Genomic DNA, 23976 nt, shown 5'->3' with positions numbered 1-23976 from the left:
AATGCCTTTTTTAGAAACTCAACGTCTTTATCTTCGCCTTTTTGCAGAAAGCGATGCCCATGATTTGTTCCGCATTGAGAGCAATCCCGAAGTGATGGCATTCATCCGAAAACCCGTTACAGAACTTTCTCAAAGTTTGGGAAGAATCCGACAAGAGACCATCTACGCCGCCGCCAATGAAGGACTGGGGCTTTTTGCGTGTTTTGAAAAAGCGACCGATACGTATATTGGGCTCGTTAAAATCAAACACATTGAAGATACCGATGATATTGAAGCAGGCTACGCTTTTTTGCCCGAAGTATGGGGCAAAGGCTACGCCACTGAAATCACAAAGAAAGTCATTGATTACCTGCAACAGAACTTTAAAGGAAGAAAAATCGTGGCTTTTGTACAAGATGAAAATACCTCTTCCAAGCACGTTTTGGAGAAAGTAGGAATGAAAAAAGTGGATGCGGGATATGAAGGCCGAGCAGATGCGGTGGTGTTTGAGTTAGGATAAATATGATTGGCTATTTTTTAAACATTTAAATCGTAAAAATTATCTAGATTTATATGACCTCTAAAATTTTGATATATAAATTCAATAAAATCATGTTGGTTAGCTCCTGGATTAACCATGACCCAGTTTAAATAATTTTGGTTGTTTGCTAAACCTAGTAAAGCAATCGGTGAAGGCGAAGGACCTGTGATAACGGTTAATATTTTAGGGCTTTTAAATTCGCCACATGGCAATTTTAAATTATTAGGATTCGATACTTGTATTTCAAATGCAACTTTATTGTGCATTTGCGTCTGTAGAAAAGGGGTATTTGGAATATTTATTGTCGTCCAATTAAAGTGTAAAGTGGGGCCGTGTTGAATTCTAATTGCGACCGTTAATCCCATATCTTGACAGCCCCTCACAAATAAATCAAATGCTTGCGATTTGGCTACATTAACATTTCCTACCACACCATTTACATTGGCATTTTGATGTATTTGTAAACCTTGAGCACTAAAAGTACTACCTGTATTGAATAAGAGGTATTTGGCGTTTTCATTAGTTAGAATATGACAAATTAAATCCTTATTTATACAAATATTTCGCAATCCTGTATCATTTGCATTGTATTGAACGCGTTGTACTGATTGGATTATATCTGAGTAATTTATTTTCTCTTTTTGTAAAAATGCTATTAGAAAATTTTTAGCTGCTATTCTGGCAGGAGCAGGATTAAGATTATTTGGTAAAGGAATAATAGCTTCTAGTGCAGCATATTCTGGATTTGTCAATAAATACTCCCACATACTTCCTCTATTGCCATGGTAGAAAGGAATCCAAGGGCGTGTAGGAATACCTACAATAGGAATAATTATAGCAGGATGGTCTAATATATAACTTATTGGAGGAAACGTCCCGATTATGTATTTTTCATATTTTTCTAAGTGTAATTCAGAAATATATGGATGAAGTTCGAATGGAGGGTTAGGTGGTAAAATTCCTTCAATTGTTAAATTGTCAATGAAACTTTGATTATCATTGACAATGGGGGCGGTATAACACTGTACTTGCAAAGGGTCTAGACCTCTATTAACAATTAGATTATCGTTTCTTTTTAACATGTTTAGAAGGGTTTAGTTGGCAAGTAATCTTTATAAAAGGTATACAATAACAGTAAATTACTTAAAATTAAAATTTTACTGTTACATTTCCCCCTCCACACCTAGTCCAAACAAGGCAAAATCATACTTTACGGGGTCATTAGGGTCTAATTGCTTTAGGTTTTCGGTGAGTTCTAGGGCGGTAAGCCAATCGGTAGTGGGGCGTTGAATGAGGCCGAGTTTGCGGGCTACGCGGTCTACGTGTACGTCGCAGGGGCAGATAAGTTGGGAGGGTTTGATGGTAGTCCAAAGGCCAAAATCTACGCCTTTATCATCTTGGCGGACCATCCAGCGCAAAAACATATTCAGGCGTTTGCACGACGACTTACGGACGGGCGTGGCAATGTGTTTGCGGGTGCGCTCGGGGAAATCTTCTAGACTAAAAAATAGCTCATGGAATGCCGCCAAACCCTTTTCTACGTGGAAAGCATCGGGCGCTACCGCCTGCGAAAAGGCGGTTTCTAACGAATCGTGTCGTTGATAATACTCTTTGAAAAAATGAATGAAATACAGCGTATCCGTCGCGTTGAAGGTGCGGTGTTTGAATTGAAGAAAGCGCTTTAAATCGGAATCCTGATGGTTTTTGATGAACTCATAGGGCGCACCGTCCATCAGCTGAATCAGCTCATTACACTTGTTGATGATGGTCTTGCGTTGCCCCCAAGCCAATACCGCTGCCCAAAAACCCATAATTTCAATGTCTTGTCGACGAGAAAATTGGTGGGGAATACTAACGGGGTCGTTGGGGATAAAATCAGGACGGTTGTATTGAGCTACTTTTTGTTCCAATAACTCAGCAACATAATCGGTCATTAGGCGCGTTTACCTCCGTTTAAGAGCCAAACCAATCCCTGCGAAATACCCGAAAATAACCGCACTATCCCCGTAAATACCAAGGCAAAGAGCGAGATAATCGGGTAAAAAATTGTAAATGCCACGCTCCAAAGGCGGTAGCCGAGGGTGGTTTTGAGTTGTTCGCGTTCTTGGCGGCGTGAAAGCATCGTGAGTGTAATGATTTTAATCGTCTTGCAAATTTTTTTGCGTGACAAAGTTCGGAAATTTATGGCACATAATTTATTTCTTGCAGTGACATAATGATTCCCGGATTTCCTTCTTCTTCAATTCTCTAATTTTTTCAGCTTGCTCTTTCAAGTTTGTTTGAGCAGAGTCGGACAAAAACCATCCCAACGGAATGACCCCTTTTTTTCGATTCAAGTCAAAAATCGTTAGTACGGAATCAATAGGCATTGATCGTGCCGAAAGGGCAAGGTATTTTCGGGCTACGTTGAGTTTACTGCCGACGTGAATATCCCATGAATTGAAGAAAGCAGACAGGGGGGCTTTTAGCTCGTATAGACCTTTGATCGGTTTGATGTTCAGCTCGCCTTCGTCCGAATTTTTAATCATGATGAGGTGAATGTGGATGTTCCTAATTAGAGAATCTAACAAAGTTTTAGGAGATTTTTGTGACGAATCTTTACCAGGCTTAATGACGTCCTGAATGCTTGATAAAATGCTCACGGCGGTTTCCAACCCTGAGTTATCAACGTAGCCGCCGTCTACAATATTGTAGCGGTCGTCGGCGTTCATGTCGGGGTACTGAATCGTTGCAGGCGGTGTAACGACAGGAAAGCGCGCACTCATAAAAGCTGCCGTACTGACGCGGATGTTGCGCGCAATATCTTCCTGCACATCAATGGCTGGCTGCCCGTCGCGGCTACCGAAGCTGGGGTCATTTTTAAATGCCAAATTCGATAAAATGGCCTTTTCGCCCGTTTCTACACGGGTACAGTTTAAAAATAACGACGGTACTTCATACTTTCTTTTTCCCCTCCAAATGTCCATGAAAGGCGTTTCGAGCGATAAATAACCTTGTCCAGTTGCTTTCTGATAGTCTTTACTGAGCGCATCTTCCAAGTAGCGAGCGCGGTCGAAAGAACGTATGCCAATGGGGGATAATTTTTGGAGAAGATCGGGCAACAAAAAAGCGGAAATGAGGGGTGAAAGGTAGTCTTTTCCTAGTACTTCTTGCGACTTTACATACACATTAATATTTTGATAGGCTAGGCTGTCGCTGTACATTTTTGTATAAACTGCCGCACCTACCGACCCACCCGATACCCCGCTGATAGCATAGGTACGGCGCATAAATTCGGGTAGTTGTTTACCAAGCTCTCCCAATACTAAGGTAGTCCAATAGGCCGCTCGTAGTCCGCCGCCTTCGGTAGCCACAATGTAAATCGGGTATTTTTGCTTTTTCTTTATGCAGGCGAGAATATCGTTTTGCCGCACCTGCAACCACTGCAAGAAGTGCTGATTGATACGTACCGAATCCGATTGCTCAGTTTTAGTGGTGTAGCTTGGTGTAAGTACGCGGATTTGGTGATTGTTTGTGTTGAGAAAAAACAATAAGACAACGATGACCAAGACCGTTACGGGGGCGCGGTGGATATTGTCAAGCAACAACAGCGTGAAGGCAAGATAGGTCCAAAGCCCCATACCGACGAAATAAATAGCGACGGTTCCTATATGGCGTGAGAGTGGGATGTTGTAGACATGGCTGGCAAAGAACAAAAAAATAGTCAGGTAAAACAGATAAAAAAGAAACATTCCAATTTTGTACCGCACCCGCAGTTGATTCACAAAATGGACGTCCAGCGATAAGTAATCGTTGTTTGGTTTGTGCTCAACTTCGTCGGTTTTGGGTTGGAGAAAATTTTCGTTGATTGATAAGAAGAGAAAGTAAATGACAATTTCAAAAGCCAAAGCAACAAGGTGCTCCAATTGTCCACCCACACCTTGCAACAGCAAAAAGAAAGGCAGCAGTCCCAAAATAGGGGGCGTCCAGCGAACGAGCGAACGCAAAAAGTCTTCTGTCGCTGAAGTTTGGTCGGCTAGTTGTTGAAGTTCGTCGGCTAATTGCTTCAGGTTATTATTTGGGATACGAAGCACAGGCGTTTTTGGGCTGGTTTTTGTTACCGTCAACTTGCCTTTGGGGCCCTTAAGTAGGTTTTTGAGTTGGAGTTGTTCGGCATCCCAGCTCCTCAAAATAGCAGGAACTTTTTTCAAATCGCTCAATAAAGCGGCGTTGGCGTCGCCTTGTTGTTTGAGGGCAGACTGAATCTTGTCAAGCAAGTCTTGGATGTCTTCTTCTGTCTTTAACTCACTTTGGTCACTTTTTACTTTGTACGATAGGTCAGCAGTTTGAACCGATTGGCGTAGTGCATTATTGTTGTCTCCTACTTCTTTTATTTTTTGTAAAAGCCAATGAATCCGGTCGCGTTGGGTAGCGGAGGGAGCAATGCGTTCAAGAACTTTGCCCAAGTCGAAGAAAATGAAGAGCAATCGGCACGAAAACCAAACCGTAATAGCAAACAAAAAGGCCGCCACGTGTGCCCAAACAGCCCACCCGCGTTGTTCGTTTACTAATGCAAAAAAGACGTCGAAGGCTTGGTCGGCCGCTCCGAGTGGTGCATAAGCTATAAAAAGCACAATCAGCACCAACCACAGCTTCTGCAAAAGCAAGATTACAATAAGCGTATACGGATGAAGAAAAACAAATCTAAGTGTGCTGCCGATTGAGCGCGCCAGTTCGAGTGTTATACGGCCCAAGTAGGTATCCGTAAACTTTCCCCACCAATGTAAGAGCCCCGTGTAAGCATACTCAAAAAGGCTTTTGAGTATGCTTACCAGTGAGTTGGTTTTCATATTGAGTTAGACATAAAAGTTTACACTAAAACTATGAAAATCAACTAGAAATGCAATATAAAACCGCCGAATGTTATCAAGCGGTAAAACACGAAAAAATTGATTTATGGGCGTATTGGGCCATCAGCCATCCAGAGGCTTATCTCTGGGCTGGGTGGAGTCGTTTTACTATTCGGTCATAATTTGGGGAAGAAGAAGACCTTTTGAATTGTTGTGTTCAGCATATTGTATTGGCTCAAACTGCGTGCTTTGGTTCGGAAAATAAAAGTGCTATTTTAGGTTTTCAATTCTTGATAACCAACTACTTTCATGTTTGAGCATCATTCCCAAAAAGTGTTACCCCGCCCCAAGTTTCAGCGCCGTGTATTGAAGTATTCTTTGGTGGCACTGGGGATGATTGGTGTTTCGTGGATCATCGGGGCGGCGGGCTATCATTATTTGACTCATCCACACCTAAGCTGGGTTGATTCTTTCTACAATGCTGCCATGATTTTGGGAGGTATGGGGCCAGTAGATAAACTCGAATGCAAGACAGCCAAAATTTTCGCTTCGTTTTATGCGTTATTTAGTGGCATTACTTTTTTATCAGCTACTTCAGTCTTATTTGCTCCTTTCATTCACCGCTTTTTCCACATTTTACACGTAGATAATGCTGACCGCTGACGTTCTTAAAGTATACCTTCGTCGACTTACCAATCTCAGTACGCGCAACCGTTCGCTGTTATTAAATACGCTCCCTACCGAACAGTTTTTGGATTGGCAGGAACTGGATTTCGTAGATGGCCGCGCGGCATTTGAGGTACTCAAAGACGTCATTTCTCAGAAAAAGACGATAAAACTCTGTCAACGTTTGGACAGTCGTTCCGAAAAAGTCAATGAAATCAGCAAGCGACTGACAAAACTGGCCCGTACCGAGCGGTTTATTGAGGAAGAGCGTGGCTCGGAGGATTTGTACGTGGCGTATCCCTTTGTGCGGGGCAAACTCATGGATGGTACGGTGATTCACGCACCGTTGGCATTTTTTCCAGTTACGTTGCAACAACAACTTTCTGAAAGCGCAGAAGGTGCTGCCTGGAGACTCCATCGCCGGGGAGAGCCAGCCGCGCTCAATCGTAGTTTTTTGTTGGCTTACGGGCACTTCAATCAAGTTAAAATTTCGGAAGAACTACTCGAAAAAAGCCTTGACGAACTGAGTAAAGACCCGTTGGCGTTTCGGACCGAATTGTACGAATTGCTTAAAAACAGCGCGTTGGAAATCAACTTTAACCAAGACCTTTTTCAAGACAATCTTCAATACTTTGACGGACAATCCAAACCCGACCTTGAGTTGCTCGAACGAAATGGCGAACTTAAACTCTATCCAGAAGCTGTTTTGGGTATTTTTCCCCAAACGGGCAGTTATTTAGGCCCTGACTATGAGACGTTGATTAGCGAAGAGGCAGGTGTGTCGGCAGAAAGCGAGCCCTTTTTCTTTCCCATTATCACACCCACTGCTAATTCTATCAGAGAGGAGCATACGTTTACGGCTTTCGTGCAGGATGGTACGCAAGAGGCGGCGCTTCAGCGGATCAAGCAGGGCGAGTCATTGGTGGTGCAGGGGCCGCCCGGTACTGGAAAATCGCAATTGATTTCTAACCTGATGGCCGATTTTGCCGCGCGCGGTAAGCGGGTGTTGTTGGTATGCCAAAAACGGGTAGCCCTTGATGTGGTACATCAGCGGTTGGCTCAGGTGGGGATGTCGCCTTTTTTGGCGTTGGTGCATGATTTCAAAAATGACCGTGCGGCGTTGTATGGTCAGCTAACCGCCCAAATTGAGAATGTTGAAGCGTACCAACAGCAAAATTATAGCTTGGACTCGATTGTGCTCGAACGGCGGTTTTTACAGACAAGCCGGAGCATTGAGCAGGTGGGCAAGGAGTTGGGAGAATTCAAAACAGCGCTTTTCAATTCGTTGGATTGTGGCCTCTCACCCAAAGAATTATACCTGACAAGCGACCCAACAGCGCCGCAGATTACGATGCCGCATTTTAAATCGTTTCAGTTTGATGATAAATTAGAGGTGTTTTTGCAAAAAATGCGTCGATATGCGTCGTATCGGGAGGCCTTAAATGAGACTCATCCTTGGCATAACCGCGTAGATTTTTCTCAAATATCATTTCAGGAAATCTCCAAAATCGATGCGACCATTGATGAGGTAATCAGGTGGAACGAAAACCTGCAAACGCAAACTCAAGGGTGTTTGGGAGAAGCAATAGCCATCGACAAAGCCCTATATCTTGCGAGCCAGAAAAACGCACTTCTGCAATGCGCTCAGTGGTTGGAAGAAGAAAATGTTTGGCCGCTATTGAAAAAATGGGAATCTGGCTTTTTTACGAAAGAAACAAAAAAATGGATTAAAAACGCCGCCGAAGAAATTTCTAGATTGTCCACTGAAAAACAACTTGGAGCCGAAATAGCGTCTAGTGGATTGACTTCCTTTGCTGTCCGTTTACAAAATATCATTACGGCCCGGGGCTCATTGCTAAAATGGGCTTTTTACGGCGATAAAGCCTATTTTCGGTCACTTGCCGCGTCTTACGGCCTGAGTTTGGATTTGGGAGATTTATACAAACTCAATGATTATTTGACTAACCGAGTTCGTGGGGAGCAACTCCTCAAAGAGGTAGGAGAGAAGCTGGAAGTGTCGATTTTGACCGAACAGTTTGAGCGTTCGGTGTCAAACTATAAGGCATTTATGATTTCCTATGGCACTGCGCAGGAGGTGTTCCAACAGCTTGGGAAAAACTTCGAATTTTTAAGAAAATCAGTAAACGAAGCAAGGTCATTTCAGGAGTTAACGAAGAAAATTGAGGCGCTTGTTGCGCTTTGTGAGCAAACCGCTCAGAAGTACCAAGCGTGGCAAAAGTACCTGACCAAAGAACAGATAAATCGTTTGCTCGAAAGCCCAACTTCTCAAAACGAACTTAAACAAACCCTTCACCGTGATTTTGATTTATTGACGGAAGCAGACGTCTTGAGAAGTAACTTTTCGTCCATCGAAGCAGAAGTTTGTCAAGCTCTGGAAACGCAGCCAGCAGCGCAAAACGAAGACTTCATAAGGCTGTTCCAGAATTCACTGCGCTTGGCTTGGTTGGCACATTTGGAAGAACTTTATCCAGTTTTGCGCGCGGTTTCTTCCTTAAAAATGGGTCAATTAGAGCAAGAGTTGCAGGAGGGTATTCTTCAAAAACAATCGTTGAGTCGGGAGATTTTGTTGATGCAACTGCGTGAACAAACGGGCAAAAATGTGGAGTTTAATCGGTTACAAAACCGCGTTACCTACCGTGAACTGCATCATCAGGTGACTAAAAAACGAAAGATTTGGCCCGTGCGCAAACTCATGGAACAACACGCCGAAGAGGTATTTCGGTTGGTTCCTTGTTGGCTGGCTTCTCCCGAGACGGTATCGGCGGTGTTTCCGCTGACCAAAGGTCTGTTTGATTTAGTGATTTTTGACGAGGCTTCGCAATGCTACGCCGAATACGGTATTCCGTCCATCTACCGCGCCAAACAAACGGTGGTGGTGGGAGACAGTAAGCAGCTGACTCCTTATGACTTATACCGCGTCAGATACGAAGGAGAGAATGACGAAGAACGGGCAGCATTGGAAGTGGAATCACTGCTCGATTTGTCGAAACAGTTCCTGCCCGAAACCATGTTACAAGGGCACTATCGGAGCCATTCGTTGGATTTAATTGATTTTTCAAACCAATATTTTTATAAAAATAAACTACAGTTATTGCCTCATTTTGAGGATATTAACCAATCAGAGCCTGCTATCCAGTTTATTAAGGTTGGAGGAATTTGGGAAAATAATCGGAACCTTGCCGAAGCTGAAAAAGTGATAGAATTATTGAATGATTTCCAGCGCACTTACCCAAATCACTCCATCGGGGTGGTTACGTTCAATCTTCCGCAACAACAATTGATTGAGAATCTTCTTCTCAGGCCCCAAGATGAAAATAGCGCAGAGACCCACTTTTTAGGGCTTGCTGCTCATTCTCTTTTTGTCAAAAATATCGAAAATGTACAGGGAGATGAGCGGGATATCATCATCTTTTCGGTAGGATATGCGCCCGATGCCCGTGGTAGATTACGGGCACAATTTGGCAGTTTAAATGCGCTTGGCGGTGAAAATCGCCTCAATGTGGCCATTACCCGCGCCCGTGAAAAAGTCTTTGTCGTCACCAGTATTTTACCCGACGAATTGAGAGTGGAAGAGAGCCTGCACGAAGGGCCAAGATTGCTCAAAGCCTATCTACAATACGCCTTGGATGTGTCGGAAGGGCGGTACTCGCCCCAGCCTTTTGTGTCAGATAAGTACCGTTCAGAATGGTTATTGAAAGAGCAGTTGATGAAAAGTGAAAAATGGCAAACAAAAGCGCAAACAGAATCTCTGCATTTAACCCTTCCTTTTGCCGACCTGACTGTCAAAAAAGAAGGTCGATATGAAGGCCTCATTCTGACGGACGATGAACTGTATCAGCAAGCGGTTTCGGCCAAAGAATCTCATGCGTACCTGCCTTTACAGTTGCGCGCCAAAGGCTGGAGTTTTGAGCGGAGATGGAGCCGGGAGTGGTGGAGAAAAAGATAGGTAGAGGGACCGATTTTAAAATTTTTGATGTCTTCACATTCTGTTCCAACGTTTTATTCGGCGCTTGCGTCTTAGAGGAAATAAACTCAAACCTCTGACGCTTGCCATGAAGAAAACACTTTTACTCTCTCTTTTTTCGGTTGCTTTTCTCCAATGGTCGTGTACTGACCAATGCACCGAAACCCGCAGGTACAAACGTTTTACGCCCGTAACGGTCTCCTTGGCGGAGATGCGCCAAAGCGTACGTACCGAAACGGCCCGTGATTTAATCAGTCCCGGTAAGATTTATACCAAAGGGAATTACCTGCTGATTAACGAGCTCAAGGAAGGATTGCACGTGGTGGATAATTCAAATCCTTCGGCACCCAAAATGGTTTCTTTCATTAAGATTCCTGGCAATGGCGACATGGCCATTCGCGGCAACATTTTGTACGCCGATAGCTATGCTGACTTGGTAGCCTTTGATATTTCTAATCCGTTGGATGTCAGAGAAGTAGGTCGTGAGAAAGAAGTGTTTTTAAATGGGCAGTTTGACGGGGCGTGGTGGTCTTTGAATAAAAGTACGGGCGCCATCAATGACCAACGGGTTGACATTGTGACCGAAAGTGTGAAAGTCAATTGTGAAGATGGAAATAACGGTATTTGGGGTGGTAGGGTGGTTTTTGACATGGCATTCCAAAATTCTGCTTCAAGCGGCAGTAGTGCCAATCCTGCTGCTCAAGGGCAGGCTGGCTCAATGGCGCGGTTTGCATTGTATGACAAGTATTTATACACCGTTGGGCAAAATGACATGCAGTTGTTTGACATCAGTGTACCCCAAAAACCAGCTTTTAGTTCCAAAATTAATTTGGGGTGGGGCATTGAAACCATTTTTCCGTACCGCGATAAATTGTTTATCGGCTCCACGACGGGAATGTTTATTTATGACAATAAAAATCCCGAAAAACCCGAACAACTTTCTGTATTTCAACACGCTATGTCGTGCGACCCCGTGGCCGTAACCGACAATCGGGCGTACGTTACGCTGCGTTCTGGCACCCAGTGCAACCGTGGTCTGAACCAGCTTGATGTGGTTGATATTACGGATTTACGTGCTCCGCGTTTGCTCAAATCATACCCGATGCAAAATCCACACGGGTTGGGCGTTGATTATCCCAATGTGTACGTTTGCGAAGGTATTCACGGCCTTAAAACGTTAAACGTAGCCAATGATTTTGACGTAAAACAACTCCAGCACCTGACTGGCATGGATGCCTACGACGTGATTCCGCTCTCCAACAAAACGCTGTTGATGATTGGCAAAGACGGCTTGTATCAATTTGATATTTCCAATCCGTCGAACCTGCGCCAATTGAGTAAGATTCCCGTAAAACGCGTAGCGATTTAAAACCCATCCTAACCCGTTTTGTCATGCTGAAAGCATCTAATTTTTGTCGTTGGGCAATGCTGCTCATCACATATACAGTCGGCATTTCGAGTGGTCTATACGCTCAAAATGCTGTTTTCAAACCTCACTACGTCAATATGACGGAAGTGGGAGGATTGTTCGGTCGGGTGGTGTATGATGTTCGGTGGAGTGTTCCGTTGGCGCAGGAAGTGCAAAACCGATTGAGCCTCACCATTCAAACCTTCAACGGCGTACAGCTCAAACCGCGTTTGGCGGTTGGGGCCACGGTCGGGGTGGATTGGTACAAAACGGCTTTGCTCACGCCCGTTGCGGCTGGAGTGCGGTACGATTTGGTCAGCACACCCAAAAACGTCCATCTTTTTGGCACGCTAGATGCGGGCTATGGCTTCAATTGGCTTCAGGTAGATGGCACAGGCTATGACACTAAAGGCGGGATGATGCTCAATCCAGGTTTGGGACTCAAATTCGGCTTTAAATCAGGAAGTGCCATGCTGTTGTCGCTTACCTACAAACGGCAGGAAGCCAAAGTAACAAAACCATTGGGCTGGCAAGAAGTGGAAAAATGGGAAGACCGAACCTATAACCGAATGGCGCTAAGGCTGGGATTTATGTTTTGAACGAAATCTTTAATTGTTTTAGATAAACCCGATGGTTGAACTTACAATTTGCCAAAAGCCGCCCTCTTGTTTTTTAAGTTCGGCAGAGAGAGTCAAGCCTGTGCCTTTGAATATAAAGAAGGCACAGGCTTTATTGGGTGGTGAAATCTCAAATTTGGACACTTCCAGAAAAAAGGCTGGTTTATAAGGGTTTATTAACTGTTCATTGGTCGAGTCTATAGCACTCAGTAAAACGATTTGTCCGTTTTTATAGAGATTATATTGCTTGTTGATGGTTTTATTTTGTACAATTTTCAATTGTTTTTCTCGGAAACCGTTCAGTTGTTTATCCAAATTGGGGTCGGTAAGCAGTAATTGTAAAATTTGGGTTGTATCAGCCTCGGTTAGGGAAGTATTTTTGCAAGAGATTTCGCAGCAGGCTAAAAATACCCCAACTACAAAAGCAGCAGTAGAAGTTATCCAAGGTTTCACTAAAAGCGCAGGGTTGAATAGAGGGTTAAATATAACTCTTTATACAGTTGATTACGCGCCATTGATTAGACTCATTTCTTTGTAGCAAGTACTGTAATACCCATCCACCTCCCACAAGTCTAACCGTCACTTTGACATCACCGTTGTTTAATTGAGTAAAGCTGGTAACCGCTATGTGATTTGATGGTAAATCAGACGCCTTATAAATAGCATTTTCAAGAGTGTCAACAGAGCTTATATTATAACGGACCTCTTTATTTAAAATCTGTAACGGCCATTTACTTTGTACGATTTTACTGAATGCTACGGTTGGAGGCGCAGTATCTGACTTTACTTTGTTGATTAAAACCGAATCTTGAAAAATAGTTTGAACCACTTGCACAGAGTCAATTGTAGCGGAGTTATTTGCTGTGTCCTTTGTTTCTTTACAACCAAATAAGATACCACAGATACTTAGGGGAAATAGGTATTTTTTCTAAAATATCATATTGCTTGTGAGTTAGCATGAGCCTTTCGGCTCGCGCTGTCAGGGTTTTTACTAGCTATAAAATATCAAGCCAATAAAGAATTATATGCTCATGATGGGAGATGAAAATCAGTTCAAAACTTTGATCTTTTTCTCTTTTGAAATAGTAATGTCCTGCTTGAATTGAGCCTAATTTAGTTTTAACAAGCATTTTAACTTCATTATTATTAGTAATATCAAGCTGCCTGAATGTTAATTTAGATTCTGATAAAATAGTTGCTACAGAAGCAGAATCGGTTTTAATAATCACCAAAAGAGTTCCATCACCATTGGGCAGCCATTGTTCATAATACTTTTTAATCCCTAGATTAATGAATGATACTCCTAGGGCTTTTTGTACTATTTTCGCCGGGGTTCTCGGAGGCCAATAACCATAGTTCCATCGATAACCAATTAACCCAACAAGCACTCCAAAAAGAATAATGAAAGATGTTATTTTAATCTTTTTTCTCATTTATACCCAACAACCTCTTTTAATCTAAAATGATACTGCCATTGGATTCCACAAATCTATCTGTTTCTTCGTCGGCTAAGCGATAGCAAAAGGAAACATTTATTGGTTGAAAGCCAAATACGATAACTGATAGGCAGCTATTTATTCCTATTTTGTAATAGGTTATTTTTTGGAAACGTGTTTTCTTTAGTTCTATTGGCTTGTTGTACAAGCTTTTCAATTGCTCCGCAATGCTTTTCGTATCATTGGTTTTCCAATCCAAAAAACTAATGCCATAAATCCCTTTATTCAATAGCTCGTCTTTTCCCTTGTCATTGACAGTATATCTGTTATCGTCATAACCCCACCGATAATAGGCAACGATATTTCGAGATTCGGCTATGGCAGTATCAGCAAGCAAAGCTCCCCGTTTGAAGTTTAAATCGTATGAATACATGGCATCTTTAACAGAAGTGGGAAAAGAAACCATGTGGCCTTTGTATTCTAAAGTGGTATTTGGGCAGAATTCGTTTGAAATACAGTTTGATACTAAAAGGCACATTAGAGATGTGATATGGCCTTTTAGTAAGAGGCTCTTGAAAAGTAAAAGACGACTTTTGTCTTTCGGGCAACCGTTAGCGTTACCTAAAGTTGTAGAATTGAGAGTATGGAAAGTTTGTGAAAAAAGCGTCATAGTCCATCCCATCTAATTTTTATTCCACTTCGTGAGTAAGTGGCAAACATTACAGGTGGATCAAAAATGAAAACACTAACTTCTTTGACTCCTCCTCCTAAATCTCTTTCGTAGTCACTTTCTTTGATTAAATGCTTTTTTAACTTTTTTGTGATGTATCGGGCAAATTGTTCGTTTCCCTGAAACATACGTCCCACCCCATTATCAACTAAGAAATAATAACCTTTGTACTCAAATAAGAAGAACGGTTTGTAATAATCTGTTATTATTTCGGCAGTAGCTATGGCTTCAAAACGGAAAAAAATAGTGTCTTTTACAGTGGTTATAGATAAATGCACTACTTTTTCTTTTTCCTTCTGCACTTTTTCTATGTACTGGTCAACTATTGAGAGGGTAATGCTATCTTTAATGGTGACCTCTCGCGAGAAGTAAGCCATCTCTTTTCTCTTCTGTGCGAAGCCATTTGATAGAAAAAGAAAGAAGCAACAGCAATAACATAGGAACGTTTTCATCTGAAGGAAAGAAATACCATAGCCCAATAAAGTGAAGTAAAACAATGGCAAGACTGGGTCCATAATTAACCCTACTTCAATTCCAACTGCTCGCACGCTTTTTCAGCGGCTGATTGCTCGGCTTTTTTCTTAGAATAGCCGCTACCTTGGGCAAAAACTTCACCGTTCAGTATTACTTGCGAGATAAATTCGCGGAAGTGACGACTGCCTTTTTCTTCTACAATCATAAAACGAACTTCCTTTCCTTCGCGCTGCGCCCATTCGATGAGGCGGCTTTTGAAGTTGGCGTTGTTGTTGATAAGCGCGTCGAGGTCGTAATGCGTGAGGAGTTCTTTGGTAATAAACTTTCGGGTAAAACGGAAGCCTTTGTCCAAATATACCGCACCGACGAGTGCTTCGAGGGCGTCGCCGTACATGGAAGAATTGGGAGGCATACCTTTGCGATTACCGTCAAATTCAATCAAACGGTCGAGGCCAATTTTACGGGCAATGCCGTTGAGGGTTTCACGGTTTACAATGCGTGAGCGGATTTCGGTTAAAAAACCTTCGTCTTTGTAAGGAAATTTTTTGAAGAGGTATTCGGCAATAACCATTCCCAATACCGAGTCGCCCAGAAATTCCAAACGTTCGTTGGATTCTCTAAAACCCTTGATATTGGTCTCCTTAGATGCTGAAGTATGGCGAAAAGCAAGCTGATAAACCTCCATATTCGAAGGTTTTTCGCCGATGATAAGTTCTACGGCCTTTCTGAATTTCTTTTCGGGGGACATGTTCCCCGGCTTAAAGAAATCAATGATGGGATTTAATACCGTAGCCAAAAGCAGCTAAAAGGTTTACATTTTACGGAAAATAACACAGGTGTTGTGCCCACCAAAGCCAAAAGTATTACTCAAGGCAATATTGACGGTGCGCGACTGGGGCTTGTTGAACGTCAGATTTAACCGAGGATTGAATTCTGGATCGTCGGTAAAGTGATTGATCGTTGGCGGAATCAGTTGATGTTGAATCGCCAGAATGGAGGCTACCGCTTCTACCGCTCCTGCACCGCCCAAAAGATGTCCAATCATGGACTTTGTCGAACTGATGTTTAGTTTGTAAGCATGTTCACCAAACAGTCGTTCAATCGCTTTTATTTCCTGTGGATCCCCAATCGGCGTCGAAGTTCCGTGGGTATTGATGTAATCAATGTCTTCGGGCGAGATTTCGGCATCTTCAAGCGCATTTTTCATGCACATATAAGCACCGATTCCGTCTGGGTGAGGGGCCGTAATGTGATAAGCGTCCGAAGACATTCCCCCGCCGATTACCTCGGCGTAGATTCTGGCCCCGCGTGCGAGCGCGTGTTCGTATTCTTCCAATATCAAGCCCGCACCACCTTCTCCAAGTACAAATCCATCACGGTCTTTGTCGTAAGGACGCGAAGCCGTTAAGTAATCGTCGTTGCGTTCAGAGAGTGCTTTCAGCGAGTTAAATCCTCCAACACCCGCTTGCGTAACCGCCGCTTCCGATCCACCTGTTAAGCAAAAATCAATTTTGCCCAATCGGATGTAATTGAATGCGTCAATCATTGCGTTGTTGGAAGAAGCACAGGCCGACACCGTTACGTAGGTAGGCCCACGGAAGCCCATACGCATCGAAAGAATTCCCGAGGCACTGTCGGCAATCATTTTAGGGATAAAGAAGGGGTTGAAACGAGGAGTTCCGTCGCCGCTACCGAACGAAAGGACTTCTTCTTCAAACGTTTTTAAACCACCAATACCTGAACCCCAAATGATGCCCGCACGGTCGAGATTTACTTTCTCCAGGTTGAGTCCGCTATCTCTAACGGCCTCTTCCCCTACCACCACAGCAAATTGTGTAAAAAGATCCATTTTACGCGCTTCCTGACGCGGAATAAATTGAGCCATATCCAGACCTTTTACTTCGCAAGCGAAGCGAGTCTTAAATTTGGTTGCATCAAATCGGGTAATCGGCCCAGCTCCGCTGGTGCCGCTAAACAACCCTTCTTTGTATTCCGACAGTGTGTTTCCGATAGGCGTCAAAGCACCCATGCCCGTCACTACCACTCGTTTTAGAATCATAAAATGGATCTATAAATTACAACAAATATGCTTACTTGACGTTTTCTTCGAGGTATTTGATGGCTTGACCTACCGTACCGATGTGTTCAGCCTGGTCATCAGGAATTGAAACGTTGAATTCTTTTTCGAATTCCATGATCAATTCTACCGTATCGAGTGAATCAGCGCCGAGGTCATTGGTGAAGCTAGCTTCTTCGGTCACTTCTGACTCATCTACGCCTAGTTTATCAACGATAATTTTCTTTACTTTTTCTGCAATCTCTGACATTTTTGTGAGAAGTTTGGTTCAAAATCGCTGCAAAGTAATGTATTTCAAAGGAGATTGTCAAATATAAAATTTCTTCCTTTTTATCATCTCTTCTACAACGTCGGGTACCATGTAGCGAATTGAACGATTATTTCTTAGACAATCACGGATATAAGTGGCTGATATATCCAAAAGCGGTGCAGGGATGAATTTAATGGCGGGGTGGTCGGCAAATTCATGGGCAGCCACATTGGGACGCGGGTACACGTATAATCCATAATATTGTAGAATCGCTTCGTAATTTTTCCAGTTCTTAAATTGCCCCAAATTATCCTCTCCAATGATGAGTTTGAAGGTGTGCTGAGGAAATTTTTCCTGCAATTTCGTCAGAGTATCAATGGTATAGCTAGGTTTGGGCATCGAAAACTCCACATCATTTACTTTCAGTTTACTGTTGTCGGCGATGGCTTTTTCAACCATGTCGTAGCGGTCAAATTCATGCAGTAGACTTTTGTTCTTTTTGAACGGATTTTGGGGCGAAACAATAAACCATACCTGTTCAAGGTCAGTGGCGGTAGCCATGGTATTGGCAATGATCAGGTGGCCTATATGAATAGGGTTAAATGAGCCGAAGAATAGTCCTATTTTCATTATTTAACGTAAAAAGAAGGAATCAAAGAAATAACGCAGACGATAGATTTTTATTAGGTGAAAATCAGTAATCACTGCGTCATCCCCGTTCTATTTCATATTTTTGTTCCGTCAAAAATACTTAATAAACGACAATGTTAGAAAAAATCAAAGCCTTGTCCAAAAGCTACGCGGCAGATGCGGTGGCTAATCGGCGGCATTTACATACGCATCCTGAGTTGTCTTTTCAGGAGTTTAATACCGCTCAATTTGTAGCCAACCGATTGAAAGAAATTGGCTTAACGCCGCAGGAAGGCGTGGCCAACACGGGTGTTGTGGCCCTGATTGAAGGTCGAAATCCCGAGAGTAGGGTAGTGGCTTTGCGGGCTGATATGGATGCTTTGCCCATCGTAGAAGCCAATGATGTACCCTATAAATCTCAAAACCCTGGGGTAATGCACGCCTGTGGGCACGATGTGCATACCTCTTCCTTGCTGGGTACAGCGCGTATTTTGCACGAGTTACGGGGTGATTTTGAAGGGTCGGTTAAACTTATTTTTCAGCCAGGCGAAGAAAAAATCCCAGGCGGGGCGTCCTTGATGATTAAGGAAGGAGTTCTGCAAAATCCTTCGCCAGCGAGTATTTTGGGGCAACATGTTGCGCCTAATATTCCCGTCGGAAAAATCGGTTTTAGAGAAGGGATGTACATGGCAAGTACCGATGAGCTTTACTTGACCGTAAAGGGAAAAGGGGGCCACGGAGCCATGCCCGATATGCTGATTGACCCCATTTTGATTGCGTCGCACATTATTGTGGGTTTGCAGCAAATCATTAGCCGCAACCGTAAGCCAGCGGCTCCGTCGGTATTATCATTTGGCAAAGTCATTGCCAACGGTGCCACCAACGTGATTCCCAACGAAGTATACATCGAAGGAACGTTCCGTTGTATGGATGAAGAATGGCGCGAAGAAGGCTGGAAACGCATCACCAAAATGGCGCAAGGAATTGCCGAAGCCATGGGCGGAAGCTGCGAAGTCGAAGTCAGAAAAGGTTATCCTTTTTTGAAAAATCACCCCGAATTAACGCGTCGTTCCAAAGCAGCGGCAATTGATTATATGGGGGCCGAGAATGTCATTGATTTGGACTTGTGGCTAGCAGGCGAAGATTTTGCGTTTTATTCACAGGTGACCAATGCTTGTTTTTATCGCCTCGGAACACGCAACGAAGCTCGTGGAATTGTATCGGGAGTGCATACCCCTACGTTTGACATCGACGAAGCAGCCCTCGAAATAGGCCCCGGTTTGATGGCGTGGCTGGCGTTGGAAGAATTGAAAATTAGTTAAGGGTACATCATGAAAAAAGGAATTCTTGCCCTGCTTTTTATAGGTCTTGGGAATCTATATGCCCAAACGCAATCCACCAAGCCCCCTACGCCGTTTGCGGTTTCAACGCATCCGTTTACGTTTGGAGGACGGCAAATGATTGTTGGACAGGCCATTGGAGGTTTGGAGAAAGAATATCGACTGCTGGATGATGGGGGTATTTTTCGGCGGATGAATACTTCGGAAGAATTTGAAGTATTGGGGCAGCAAAATCCGAAGAACATTGAAATAGCGTTCAAGTCATTGCAGGATGTAAAATTTGATACCATGAACTTTCAGCATCCTGGCCGAACGTCTTATTTTATCATTTATAAAAAAGGGAAGAAAGAGCATAAGGTGGTGTGGGGAGATTCCAAATATCCTGCGCCCCAGGGTGCTGTGCGTGTGTACAAAGCTTTTATGGGCATGATACCCAAAGAAATGCAACTCTGACGAATCACTTATTAACACTAAAAATGTATTGTCATCACTGGCTGATATTTAAAAATAGTTCTCATTTACAAACACCCTGTTTAATTTAACTTACGTATGCGTTTACTCAATAAAGTTGCCCTTGTTACGGGCGGAAGCAGCGGCATCGGTCGCGAAACAGCACTTTTATTTGCCCAAGAAGGAGCCGCCGTGGTAGTGGCCGATGTTAATGATACCGCCGGACAAGAAACGGCTCAATTGATTTTGAACCAAGGTGGCAAAGCTGCCTATGTACGGTGCGATGTTTCAAAAGCTTCAGATTGCGAAAACATGGTCGCCTTTGCTGAGCAAACCTTTGGCAAATTGAACATTGTGTTCAACAACGCGGGCATCATGCACAGTGATGACGATAATGCCGTGACGACCGAAGAATCGGTGTGGGATTTGACGATGAACATCAACGTGAAAGGGGTCTTTTTTGGTTGTAAATATGCCATTCCTGCCCTCAAACGTGCGGGTGGCGGTAGCATCATCAACACGGCATCTTTTGTGGCTTTGTTGGGAGCGGCTACTCCGCAGATTGCCTACACGGCAAGCAAAGGAGCCGTGTTGTCAATGAGCCGTGAGTTGGCGGTGATTCACGCCCGCGAAGGCATTCGGGTCAATGCGCTTTGCCCCGGCCCACTTCGTACTGAGTTGTTGATGAAATTTTTGAATACCGAAGAAAAGAAACAACGCCGCTTGGTGCACGTTCCGATGGGTCGTTTTGGCGAAGCCAAAGAAATGGCCTATGCCGCGCTTTTCCTCGCCTCTGACGAATCATCTTACATCACAGGAACCGACTTTTTGGTGGATGGCGGTATTACGGCGGCCTACGTAACGCCTGAGTAGTTTTAGTATTTTAGGAATAAAAAAGGCAGCTATCGCTCAAAACGATAGCTGCCTTTTTTGGTGCAAGGGCAGACGCGAGTCCTGCCCCTACGTTACATTTTACATTTTTCACAGGGCCGCCTGTGCGGTTTATCATTTTGCGGTTCAAAAACCTACTTCGTGCCTTTCAAAATTTTGTCGTAGCGGGGCATATCTTTGAATAAATCCAGGGCGGCTTTTACTTCGGGGTCGGTGCGGAACACAAACTCACGCTCCCCTTTTTGAAGGTACACGTGCGAAACAATTTCGCGCTCCAAAACCTGCTTAATGTCTTTTTTGAACATCGCTAAATCGGTGTCTTTGCTGTGCGTAAGTTTGGTTTTGAGGGCTTTGAATTGCTCCTGCACCGCATCAAAATATTTTTCTTTCTTGGCTGATGCTTCCAACTCGCTCAGGTCTTTTTCTACCTGCGTAGTATAATCGTATTCTTTATCCTTCAGCCAATTCACAAATCCTTGATAGTCGGCATCGTTTAATTCAAACTCTTTGGCAGGCTTGATGGTAGGATGGTCGGCGCGGTACTTGAGGGCGTAGTCAAAGAACAACCCTTTGCTGTTGAGGCTATTAACGATAGACGTGCGGCTGACCAACTCCGTCGGAACGTCGGGTTCTACGCCACCGCCGTCGTATACGGTGCGACCGTTGCGGGTTTTAAAAGCTACTTTGAGAGAATCAGGAATTTTACCCACGCTGCCGTCGTCGTTGCGGTGGCTGTAATCAATCGCCTGAATGCAACGGCCACTCGGAATGTAGTACTTGGCAACGGTTACTTTTAGTTTGGTATTGTAAGATAAATCGCGTGTGGTTTGGACCAATCCTTTGCCATACGTACGCTGTCCAATCAAGACCCCACGGTCATAATCCTGAATCACACCCGACACAATCTCGGAGGCCGAAGCGCTGCGGCCATTGACCAACACCACCAACGGAATCTCGGTATCGACGGGGGCCATCGGCGCGGTGTAGGTTTTGTTCCATTCTGTTACTTTACCACGGTTCGAAACAACTTCTGCATCTTTTGGTATAAATAAATTACAAATCAATACCGCTTGGTCAAGCAATCCGCCGGGGTTTTCGCGCACGTCGAGCACCAGTTTTTTCATGCCTTTTCCTTTCAACTCTACCAAGGCAGTTTTGACTTCTCGGGCGGCGGTTTGGTTAAAATCTTTCAAGTCAATGTAGCCCACTTCATCGTTCAACATGCCGTAATAAGGTACATTGCCCGTTTTAACAAATTCGCGGGTTACGTTCATTTCGAGCAGTGAAGGACTTCCTACGCGGCGTACGGCTAATTTTACGGTTGAGTTGGCCTGTCCCTTCATCAATTTGTCGGGGTTGGCATCTTTGCGGGTGGTTAAATCTACCCCGTCAATTTTTACGATTTCATCCCCGATGTGAAGCCCCGCTTTTTCGGCAGGAGAACCTTCCAGAATGGAGTAAATGATGTTTTTGCCTTTATTGTTTGTGATGATGGCCCCGATGCCCGTGTACTGGCCCGTGGTCATGGTACGATAATCTTCGATTTCGTCTTCGGCGTAAAAGTTGGTATAAGGGTCCAAATTTTTGAGCATGGATTCGATGCTCATCTTGGTCAGGCGATTGGGGTTGATTTCGTCTACATAATAGCGATTCAGCTCCTTAAACAGCGTGGCGTAAATGTCGAGGTTACGAGCGATTTCGAAAAAACGTTCGTCGGGGCGAAAGGCAAAGAATCCTACGCCAATCATACAAACGGCGGCTAAGGTGAGTTTGCGGAGGTGTTTCATGGTTGGGATGAATCGTAAGAAAAGTTGATGGCAGGTCGTCTCTGAATCTTGTGTTGTAAAGTAACGAAAAACAACGATGAAGTTATGTATTTCTACCAAAAAAAGGAGCGATGCCCCGAAAGACACCGCTCGCTGAAAAAGATAATTTACAGCTGTTTTGTTGAAAGTCACCCCTCTGGGCAGAGCAAGAATGGTGATTTTAGATGATTTATTTGACGTATAGTAATTGCCGTTAAGCAAGCGCTCAGGTATATTTTTTTGCTTAGTTACCAGTTGAGTTCACCCGTAGTTTGGTAGGATTCACCAGGCTTTAATGTGATTTCGCGGTGCTTTTGTATCCCTTTTTGGCTTTATTCCTATCGGTTATTTTCCCCAAATGTGGGTTTTGTACTTTTCTCAGTAGCTATTGACTTTGGCTTGTTGGTGTGGTAAGTTTAGCAAGCGGTTTTTTGATAGCAGCCCTAAAAATGATTGGCATTCTGGTATTGCTATCGTTTCCGCCTTTGGTGGTGTTCTCATCGCCACCGCTTTTTTGAATTTACTCCTCGTTTGAAACGCTCTGTTTTTTTGATGAAGCAATAATTATTTATTCACCCTCAAACCATCACATTTATGGAGCCATTAAAAATGTTTTTTTTCAGGCTATCGACCGTTTTATTACTTAAACCATTAAAAACATGAACCATCAAGAAAGAAAATCAAGCCCTTGGAGACTTTGGACCTGTTACGCCGCCGCCGTGCTGCTGATGAGCGTGAGTTGTAACAAAAAAGACCCCACTTCCTGTGGCCCCGAAGATCAACGCTATAAGTACATGAAAACCATCAAAAATGCCCGTGCTGATTTAAACCAGAATGCCGAGTTTGTCATTGAAGGGGGCGATACCGCATTTATATGCCCTTTTCAACTTGAAAAGTTTTCCACTTACGAGAATACCTATGTACGGGGAAAGCCTCAACCTTTTAAATATCGAATTTGGGGAAGGATATTCGACTGTGGCGCATGCCCTACATTTACAAAAGACCCTTATCCTCATATTGTAATTGATAAAATTGAAAAAAATGATTAACCAACTGCCACAATGAAAAATACAGTAATATTTTACTTTTTATTTATAGTCTATGGGGGGGCGAGTATTTGCTCAAAAATACCAACCCAAATATTTGCGTGAGGATAACGCAGCATTAAAAAAGATATAAGCAATCTATGTAGTCTAATTATTTTATAGAGAATTTATTTTGAAAGAGTGCCACCCCTTTTTTGAATTTACTCCTCGTTTGAAACGCTCTGTTTTTTGATGAACCAATAGTTATTTTTTCACCCTCAAACCATCACATTTATGGAGCCATTAAAAATGTTTTTTTTCAGGCTATCGACCGTTTTATTACTTAAACCATTCAAAACATGAACAATCAAGAAAGAAAATCAAGCCCTTGGAGACTTTGGGCCTGTTACGCCGCCGCTGTGCTGCTGATGAGCGTGAGTTGTGGAAAAAAAGACCCCACTTCTTGCGGCCCTGAAAATGGGCGCTATAAGTACATGAAAACCATCAAAAATGCCCGCGCGGATTTATACCAAAGTGCTGGGTTTGTTATAGAAGGTGGTGACGCTCCCCTTCTATGCCCTTTTCAACTTGAAAAGTTTGCCACTTACGAGAATACCTATGTACGGGGAAAGCCTCAACCTTTTAAATATCGGATTTGGGGAAGGATATTCAACTGTGATGCTTGTACTACGTTTGGTGTTGGCACCTCTCCTCATATTGTAATTGATAAAATTGAAAAAATTGATTAACCAATTGCCACTATGAAAAATACAATAATATTTTACTTTTTATTTATAGTCTATGGGGGGGGCGACTAATAGCCCAAACGAACGGCGTTTCGAA

24 protein-coding genes are annotated in these 23976 nt (G+C 43.5%); 11 read left to right on the top strand and 13 right to left on the bottom strand.

The annotated features are described in order from the left end of the window. The first annotated feature begins 1 nt into the window (after window position 1). Window positions 2–499, top strand: a complete 498-nt coding sequence (locus NCI00_RS21350) for a GNAT family N-acetyltransferase (RefSeq protein ID WP_253530996.1) — start codon at window positions 2–4, stop codon at window positions 497–499. 17 nt (window positions 500–516) lie between these two features. On the opposite strand, the gene NCI00_RS21345 is transcribed toward NCI00_RS21350, so the two are convergent. The 4 genes from NCI00_RS21345 to NCI00_RS21330 all read right to left on the bottom strand — a co-directional run bounded on the left by NCI00_RS21345 (window position 517) and on the right by NCI00_RS21330 (window position 5349). Continuing rightward, window positions 517–1602, bottom strand: a complete 1086-nt coding sequence (locus NCI00_RS21345; RefSeq protein WP_253530993.1) for a hypothetical protein — start codon at window positions 1600–1602, stop codon at window positions 517–519. An 81-nt stretch (window positions 1603–1683) separates the two neighbouring features. Continuing rightward, complete coding sequence (locus tag NCI00_RS21340) at window positions 1684–2454, bottom strand: TIGR02757 family protein (protein ID WP_253530991.1); 771 nt, start codon at window positions 2452–2454, stop codon at window positions 1684–1686. After that, the gene (locus tag NCI00_RS21335; protein WP_114068959.1) at window positions 2454–2642 is read right to left on the bottom strand and encodes a hypothetical protein; all 189 of its coding nucleotides are present in this window, start codon (window positions 2640–2642) and stop codon (window positions 2454–2456) included. The genes NCI00_RS21340 and NCI00_RS21335 overlap by 1 nt, the downstream gene beginning before the upstream one ends. A gap of 73 nt (window positions 2643–2715) precedes the next feature. Continuing rightward, window positions 2716–5349, bottom strand: coding sequence for a patatin-like phospholipase family protein (locus NCI00_RS21330; RefSeq protein WP_253530989.1), 2634 nt, complete (start codon window positions 5347–5349; stop codon window positions 2716–2718). A 50-nt stretch (window positions 5350–5399) separates the two neighbouring features. Here NCI00_RS21330 and NCI00_RS29410 point away from each other — a divergent pair, with 50 nt between their 5' ends. The 5 genes from NCI00_RS29410 to NCI00_RS21310 all read left to right on the top strand — a co-directional run bounded on the left by NCI00_RS29410 (window position 5400) and on the right by NCI00_RS21310 (window position 12007). Beyond that, on the top strand, window positions 5400–5531 hold the full coding sequence (locus NCI00_RS29410; RefSeq protein WP_256498294.1) for a hypothetical protein: 132 nt from the start codon (window positions 5400–5402) through the stop codon (window positions 5529–5531). Between the two features lie 127 nt (window positions 5532–5658). Further along, window positions 5659–6012 (top strand): hypothetical protein, encoded by a 354-nt coding sequence (locus NCI00_RS21325; RefSeq protein ID WP_253530987.1) that lies wholly within the window; start codon window positions 5659–5661, stop codon window positions 6010–6012. Next, window positions 5999–9982 carry an AAA domain-containing protein gene (locus NCI00_RS21320; RefSeq protein WP_253530985.1) on the top strand — a complete coding sequence of 1328 codons (3984 nt, stop codon included), beginning with the start codon at window positions 5999–6001 and terminating at the stop codon, window positions 9980–9982. Before NCI00_RS21325 ends, NCI00_RS21320 begins: the two co-directional genes overlap by 14 nt. 106 nt (window positions 9983–10088) lie before the next feature. Next, window positions 10089–11369 carry an LVIVD repeat-containing protein gene (locus NCI00_RS21315; RefSeq protein WP_253530984.1) on the top strand — a complete coding sequence of 427 codons (1281 nt, stop codon included), beginning with the start codon at window positions 10089–10091 and terminating at the stop codon, window positions 11367–11369. A 23-nt stretch (window positions 11370–11392) separates the two neighbouring features. After that, window positions 11393–12007, top strand: coding sequence for a hypothetical protein (locus NCI00_RS21310; protein WP_253530983.1), 615 nt, complete (start codon window positions 11393–11395; stop codon window positions 12005–12007). An 18-nt stretch (window positions 12008–12025) separates the two neighbouring features. On the opposite strand, the gene NCI00_RS21305 is transcribed toward NCI00_RS21310, so the two are convergent. The 8 genes from NCI00_RS21305 to nadD all read right to left on the bottom strand — a co-directional run bounded on the left by NCI00_RS21305 (window position 12026) and on the right by nadD (window position 17622). After that, on the bottom strand, window positions 12026–12478 hold the full coding sequence (locus tag NCI00_RS21305; protein WP_253530982.1) for a hypothetical protein: 453 nt from the start codon (window positions 12476–12478) through the stop codon (window positions 12026–12028). A 542-nt stretch (window positions 12479–13020) separates the two neighbouring features. Continuing rightward, entirely contained in the window at window positions 13021–13458 is a 438-nt protein-coding gene (locus tag NCI00_RS21300) for a hypothetical protein (protein ID WP_253530981.1), read from the bottom strand. A gap of 19 nt (window positions 13459–13477) precedes the next feature. Continuing rightward, a complete protein-coding gene (locus NCI00_RS21295; RefSeq protein WP_253530980.1) occupies window positions 13478–14131 on the bottom strand; it encodes a hypothetical protein in 654 nt (217 codons plus the stop codon). Next, window positions 14128–14568 (bottom strand): hypothetical protein, encoded by a 441-nt coding sequence (locus NCI00_RS21290; protein WP_253530979.1) that lies wholly within the window; start codon window positions 14566–14568, stop codon window positions 14128–14130. The genes NCI00_RS21295 and NCI00_RS21290 overlap by 4 nt, the downstream gene beginning before the upstream one ends. Before the next feature lie 146 nt (window positions 14569–14714). Continuing rightward, window positions 14715–15413, bottom strand: coding sequence for a ribonuclease III (gene rnc, locus NCI00_RS21285; RefSeq protein WP_114070409.1), 699 nt, complete (start codon window positions 15411–15413; stop codon window positions 14715–14717). 63 nt (window positions 15414–15476) lie between these two features. Next, window positions 15477–16724: a beta-ketoacyl-ACP synthase II gene (gene fabF, locus NCI00_RS21280; RefSeq protein ID WP_166560801.1), complete on the bottom strand. Its 1248-nt coding sequence runs from the start codon at window positions 16722–16724 to the stop codon at window positions 15477–15479. 31 nt (window positions 16725–16755) lie between these two features. Continuing rightward, window positions 16756–16992 (bottom strand): acyl carrier protein, encoded by a 237-nt coding sequence (locus tag NCI00_RS21275; RefSeq protein ID WP_013926487.1) that lies wholly within the window; start codon window positions 16990–16992, stop codon window positions 16756–16758. Between the two features lie 57 nt (window positions 16993–17049). Beyond that, entirely contained in the window at window positions 17050–17622 is a 573-nt protein-coding gene (gene nadD / locus NCI00_RS21270; RefSeq protein WP_166560800.1) for a nicotinate (nicotinamide) nucleotide adenylyltransferase, read from the bottom strand. A 134-nt stretch (window positions 17623–17756) separates the two neighbouring features. Here nadD and NCI00_RS21265 point away from each other — a divergent pair, with 134 nt between their 5' ends. The 3 genes from NCI00_RS21265 (at window position 17757) to NCI00_RS21255 (ending at window position 20285) form a co-directional block, all read left to right on the top strand. Continuing rightward, complete coding sequence (locus tag NCI00_RS21265; protein WP_253530978.1) at window positions 17757–18944, top strand: M20 metallopeptidase family protein; 1188 nt, start codon at window positions 17757–17759, stop codon at window positions 18942–18944. A 9-nt stretch (window positions 18945–18953) separates the two neighbouring features. Continuing rightward, window positions 18954–19415: a hypothetical protein gene (locus tag NCI00_RS21260; protein WP_253530977.1), complete on the top strand. Its 462-nt coding sequence runs from the start codon at window positions 18954–18956 to the stop codon at window positions 19413–19415. Between the two features lie 96 nt (window positions 19416–19511). After that, window positions 19512–20285, top strand: a complete 774-nt coding sequence (locus tag NCI00_RS21255; protein ID WP_253530976.1) for a glucose 1-dehydrogenase — start codon at window positions 19512–19514, stop codon at window positions 20283–20285. Window positions 20286–20437: 152 nt separating this feature from the next. On the opposite strand, the gene NCI00_RS21250 is transcribed toward NCI00_RS21255, so the two are convergent. Then, window positions 20438–22090, bottom strand: a complete 1653-nt coding sequence (locus NCI00_RS21250; protein ID WP_253530975.1) for a S41 family peptidase — start codon at window positions 22088–22090, stop codon at window positions 20438–20440. A gap of 677 nt (window positions 22091–22767) precedes the next feature. On the opposite strand from NCI00_RS21250, the gene NCI00_RS21245 reads away from it, so the two are divergent. Together NCI00_RS21245 and NCI00_RS21240 are read left to right on the top strand one after the other, a co-directional pair. Further along, window positions 22768–23157, top strand: a complete 390-nt coding sequence (locus tag NCI00_RS21245) for a hypothetical protein (protein WP_253530974.1) — start codon at window positions 22768–22770, stop codon at window positions 23155–23157. 335 nt (window positions 23158–23492) lie between these two features. Then, window positions 23493–23882 carry a hypothetical protein gene (locus NCI00_RS21240; protein ID WP_253530973.1) on the top strand — a complete coding sequence of 130 codons (390 nt, stop codon included), beginning with the start codon at window positions 23493–23495 and terminating at the stop codon, window positions 23880–23882. Window positions 23883–23976 lie beyond the last annotated feature (94 nt).

This window comes from Runella salmonicolor (assembly GCF_024158025.1).
Classification (GTDB): Bacteria; Bacteroidota; Bacteroidia; order Cytophagales; family Spirosomataceae; genus Runella; species Runella salmonicolor.
This window is presented reverse-complemented; position numbering and strand designations above follow the sequence as displayed.

What these genes read in the sequence shown, in the direction of transcription:
- NCI00_RS21350 (WP_253530996.1), top strand. Translation starts at nt 2, where the DNA reads ATGCCTTTTTTAGAAACTCAACGTCTTTATCTTCGCCTTTTTGCAGAA.
- NCI00_RS21345 (WP_253530993.1), bottom strand. Translation starts at nt 1,602, where the DNA reads ATGTTAAAAAGAAACGATAATCTAATTGTTAATAGAGGTCTAGACCCT.
- NCI00_RS21340 (WP_253530991.1), bottom strand. Translation starts at nt 2,454, where the DNA reads ATGACCGATTATGTTGCTGAGTTATTGGAACAAAAAGTAGCTCAATAC.
- NCI00_RS21335 (WP_114068959.1), bottom strand. Translation starts at nt 2,642, where the DNA reads ATGCTTTCACGCCGCCAAGAACGCGAACAACTCAAAACCACCCTCGGC.
- NCI00_RS21330 (WP_253530989.1), bottom strand. Translation starts at nt 5,349, where the DNA reads ATGAAAACCAACTCACTGGTAAGCATACTCAAAAGCCTTTTTGAGTAT.
- NCI00_RS29410 (WP_256498294.1), top strand. Translation starts at nt 5,400, where the DNA reads ATGCAATATAAAACCGCCGAATGTTATCAAGCGGTAAAACACGAAAAA.
- NCI00_RS21325 (WP_253530987.1), top strand. Translation starts at nt 5,659, where the DNA reads ATGTTTGAGCATCATTCCCAAAAAGTGTTACCCCGCCCCAAGTTTCAG.
- NCI00_RS21320 (WP_253530985.1), top strand. Translation starts at nt 5,999, where the DNA reads ATGCTGACCGCTGACGTTCTTAAAGTATACCTTCGTCGACTTACCAAT.
- NCI00_RS21315 (WP_253530984.1), top strand. Translation starts at nt 10,089, where the DNA reads ATGAAGAAAACACTTTTACTCTCTCTTTTTTCGGTTGCTTTTCTCCAA.
- NCI00_RS21310 (WP_253530983.1), top strand. Translation starts at nt 11,393, where the DNA reads ATGCTGAAAGCATCTAATTTTTGTCGTTGGGCAATGCTGCTCATCACA.
- NCI00_RS21300 (WP_253530981.1), bottom strand. Translation starts at nt 13,458, where the DNA reads ATGAGAAAAAAGATTAAAATAACATCTTTCATTATTCTTTTTGGAGTG.
- NCI00_RS21295 (WP_253530980.1), bottom strand. Translation starts at nt 14,131, where the DNA reads ATGACGCTTTTTTCACAAACTTTCCATACTCTCAATTCTACAACTTTA.
- NCI00_RS21290 (WP_253530979.1), bottom strand. Translation starts at nt 14,568, where the DNA reads ATGGCTTACTTCTCGCGAGAGGTCACCATTAAAGATAGCATTACCCTC.
- rnc (WP_114070409.1), bottom strand. Translation starts at nt 15,413, where the DNA reads ATGTCCCCCGAAAAGAAATTCAGAAAGGCCGTAGAACTTATCATCGGC.
- fabF (WP_166560801.1), bottom strand. Translation starts at nt 16,724, where the DNA reads ATGATTCTAAAACGAGTGGTAGTGACGGGCATGGGTGCTTTGACGCCT.
- NCI00_RS21275 (WP_013926487.1), bottom strand. Translation starts at nt 16,992, where the DNA reads ATGTCAGAGATTGCAGAAAAAGTAAAGAAAATTATCGTTGATAAACTA.
- nadD (WP_166560800.1), bottom strand. Translation starts at nt 17,622, where the DNA reads ATGAAAATAGGACTATTCTTCGGCTCATTTAACCCTATTCATATAGGC.
- NCI00_RS21265 (WP_253530978.1), top strand. Translation starts at nt 17,757, where the DNA reads ATGTTAGAAAAAATCAAAGCCTTGTCCAAAAGCTACGCGGCAGATGCG.
- NCI00_RS21260 (WP_253530977.1), top strand. Translation starts at nt 18,954, where the DNA reads ATGAAAAAAGGAATTCTTGCCCTGCTTTTTATAGGTCTTGGGAATCTA.
- NCI00_RS21255 (WP_253530976.1), top strand. Translation starts at nt 19,512, where the DNA reads ATGCGTTTACTCAATAAAGTTGCCCTTGTTACGGGCGGAAGCAGCGGC.
- NCI00_RS21250 (WP_253530975.1), bottom strand. Translation starts at nt 22,090, where the DNA reads ATGAAACACCTCCGCAAACTCACCTTAGCCGCCGTTTGTATGATTGGC.
- NCI00_RS21245 (WP_253530974.1), top strand. Translation starts at nt 22,768, where the DNA reads ATGAACCATCAAGAAAGAAAATCAAGCCCTTGGAGACTTTGGACCTGT.
- NCI00_RS21240 (WP_253530973.1), top strand. Translation starts at nt 23,493, where the DNA reads ATGAACAATCAAGAAAGAAAATCAAGCCCTTGGAGACTTTGGGCCTGT.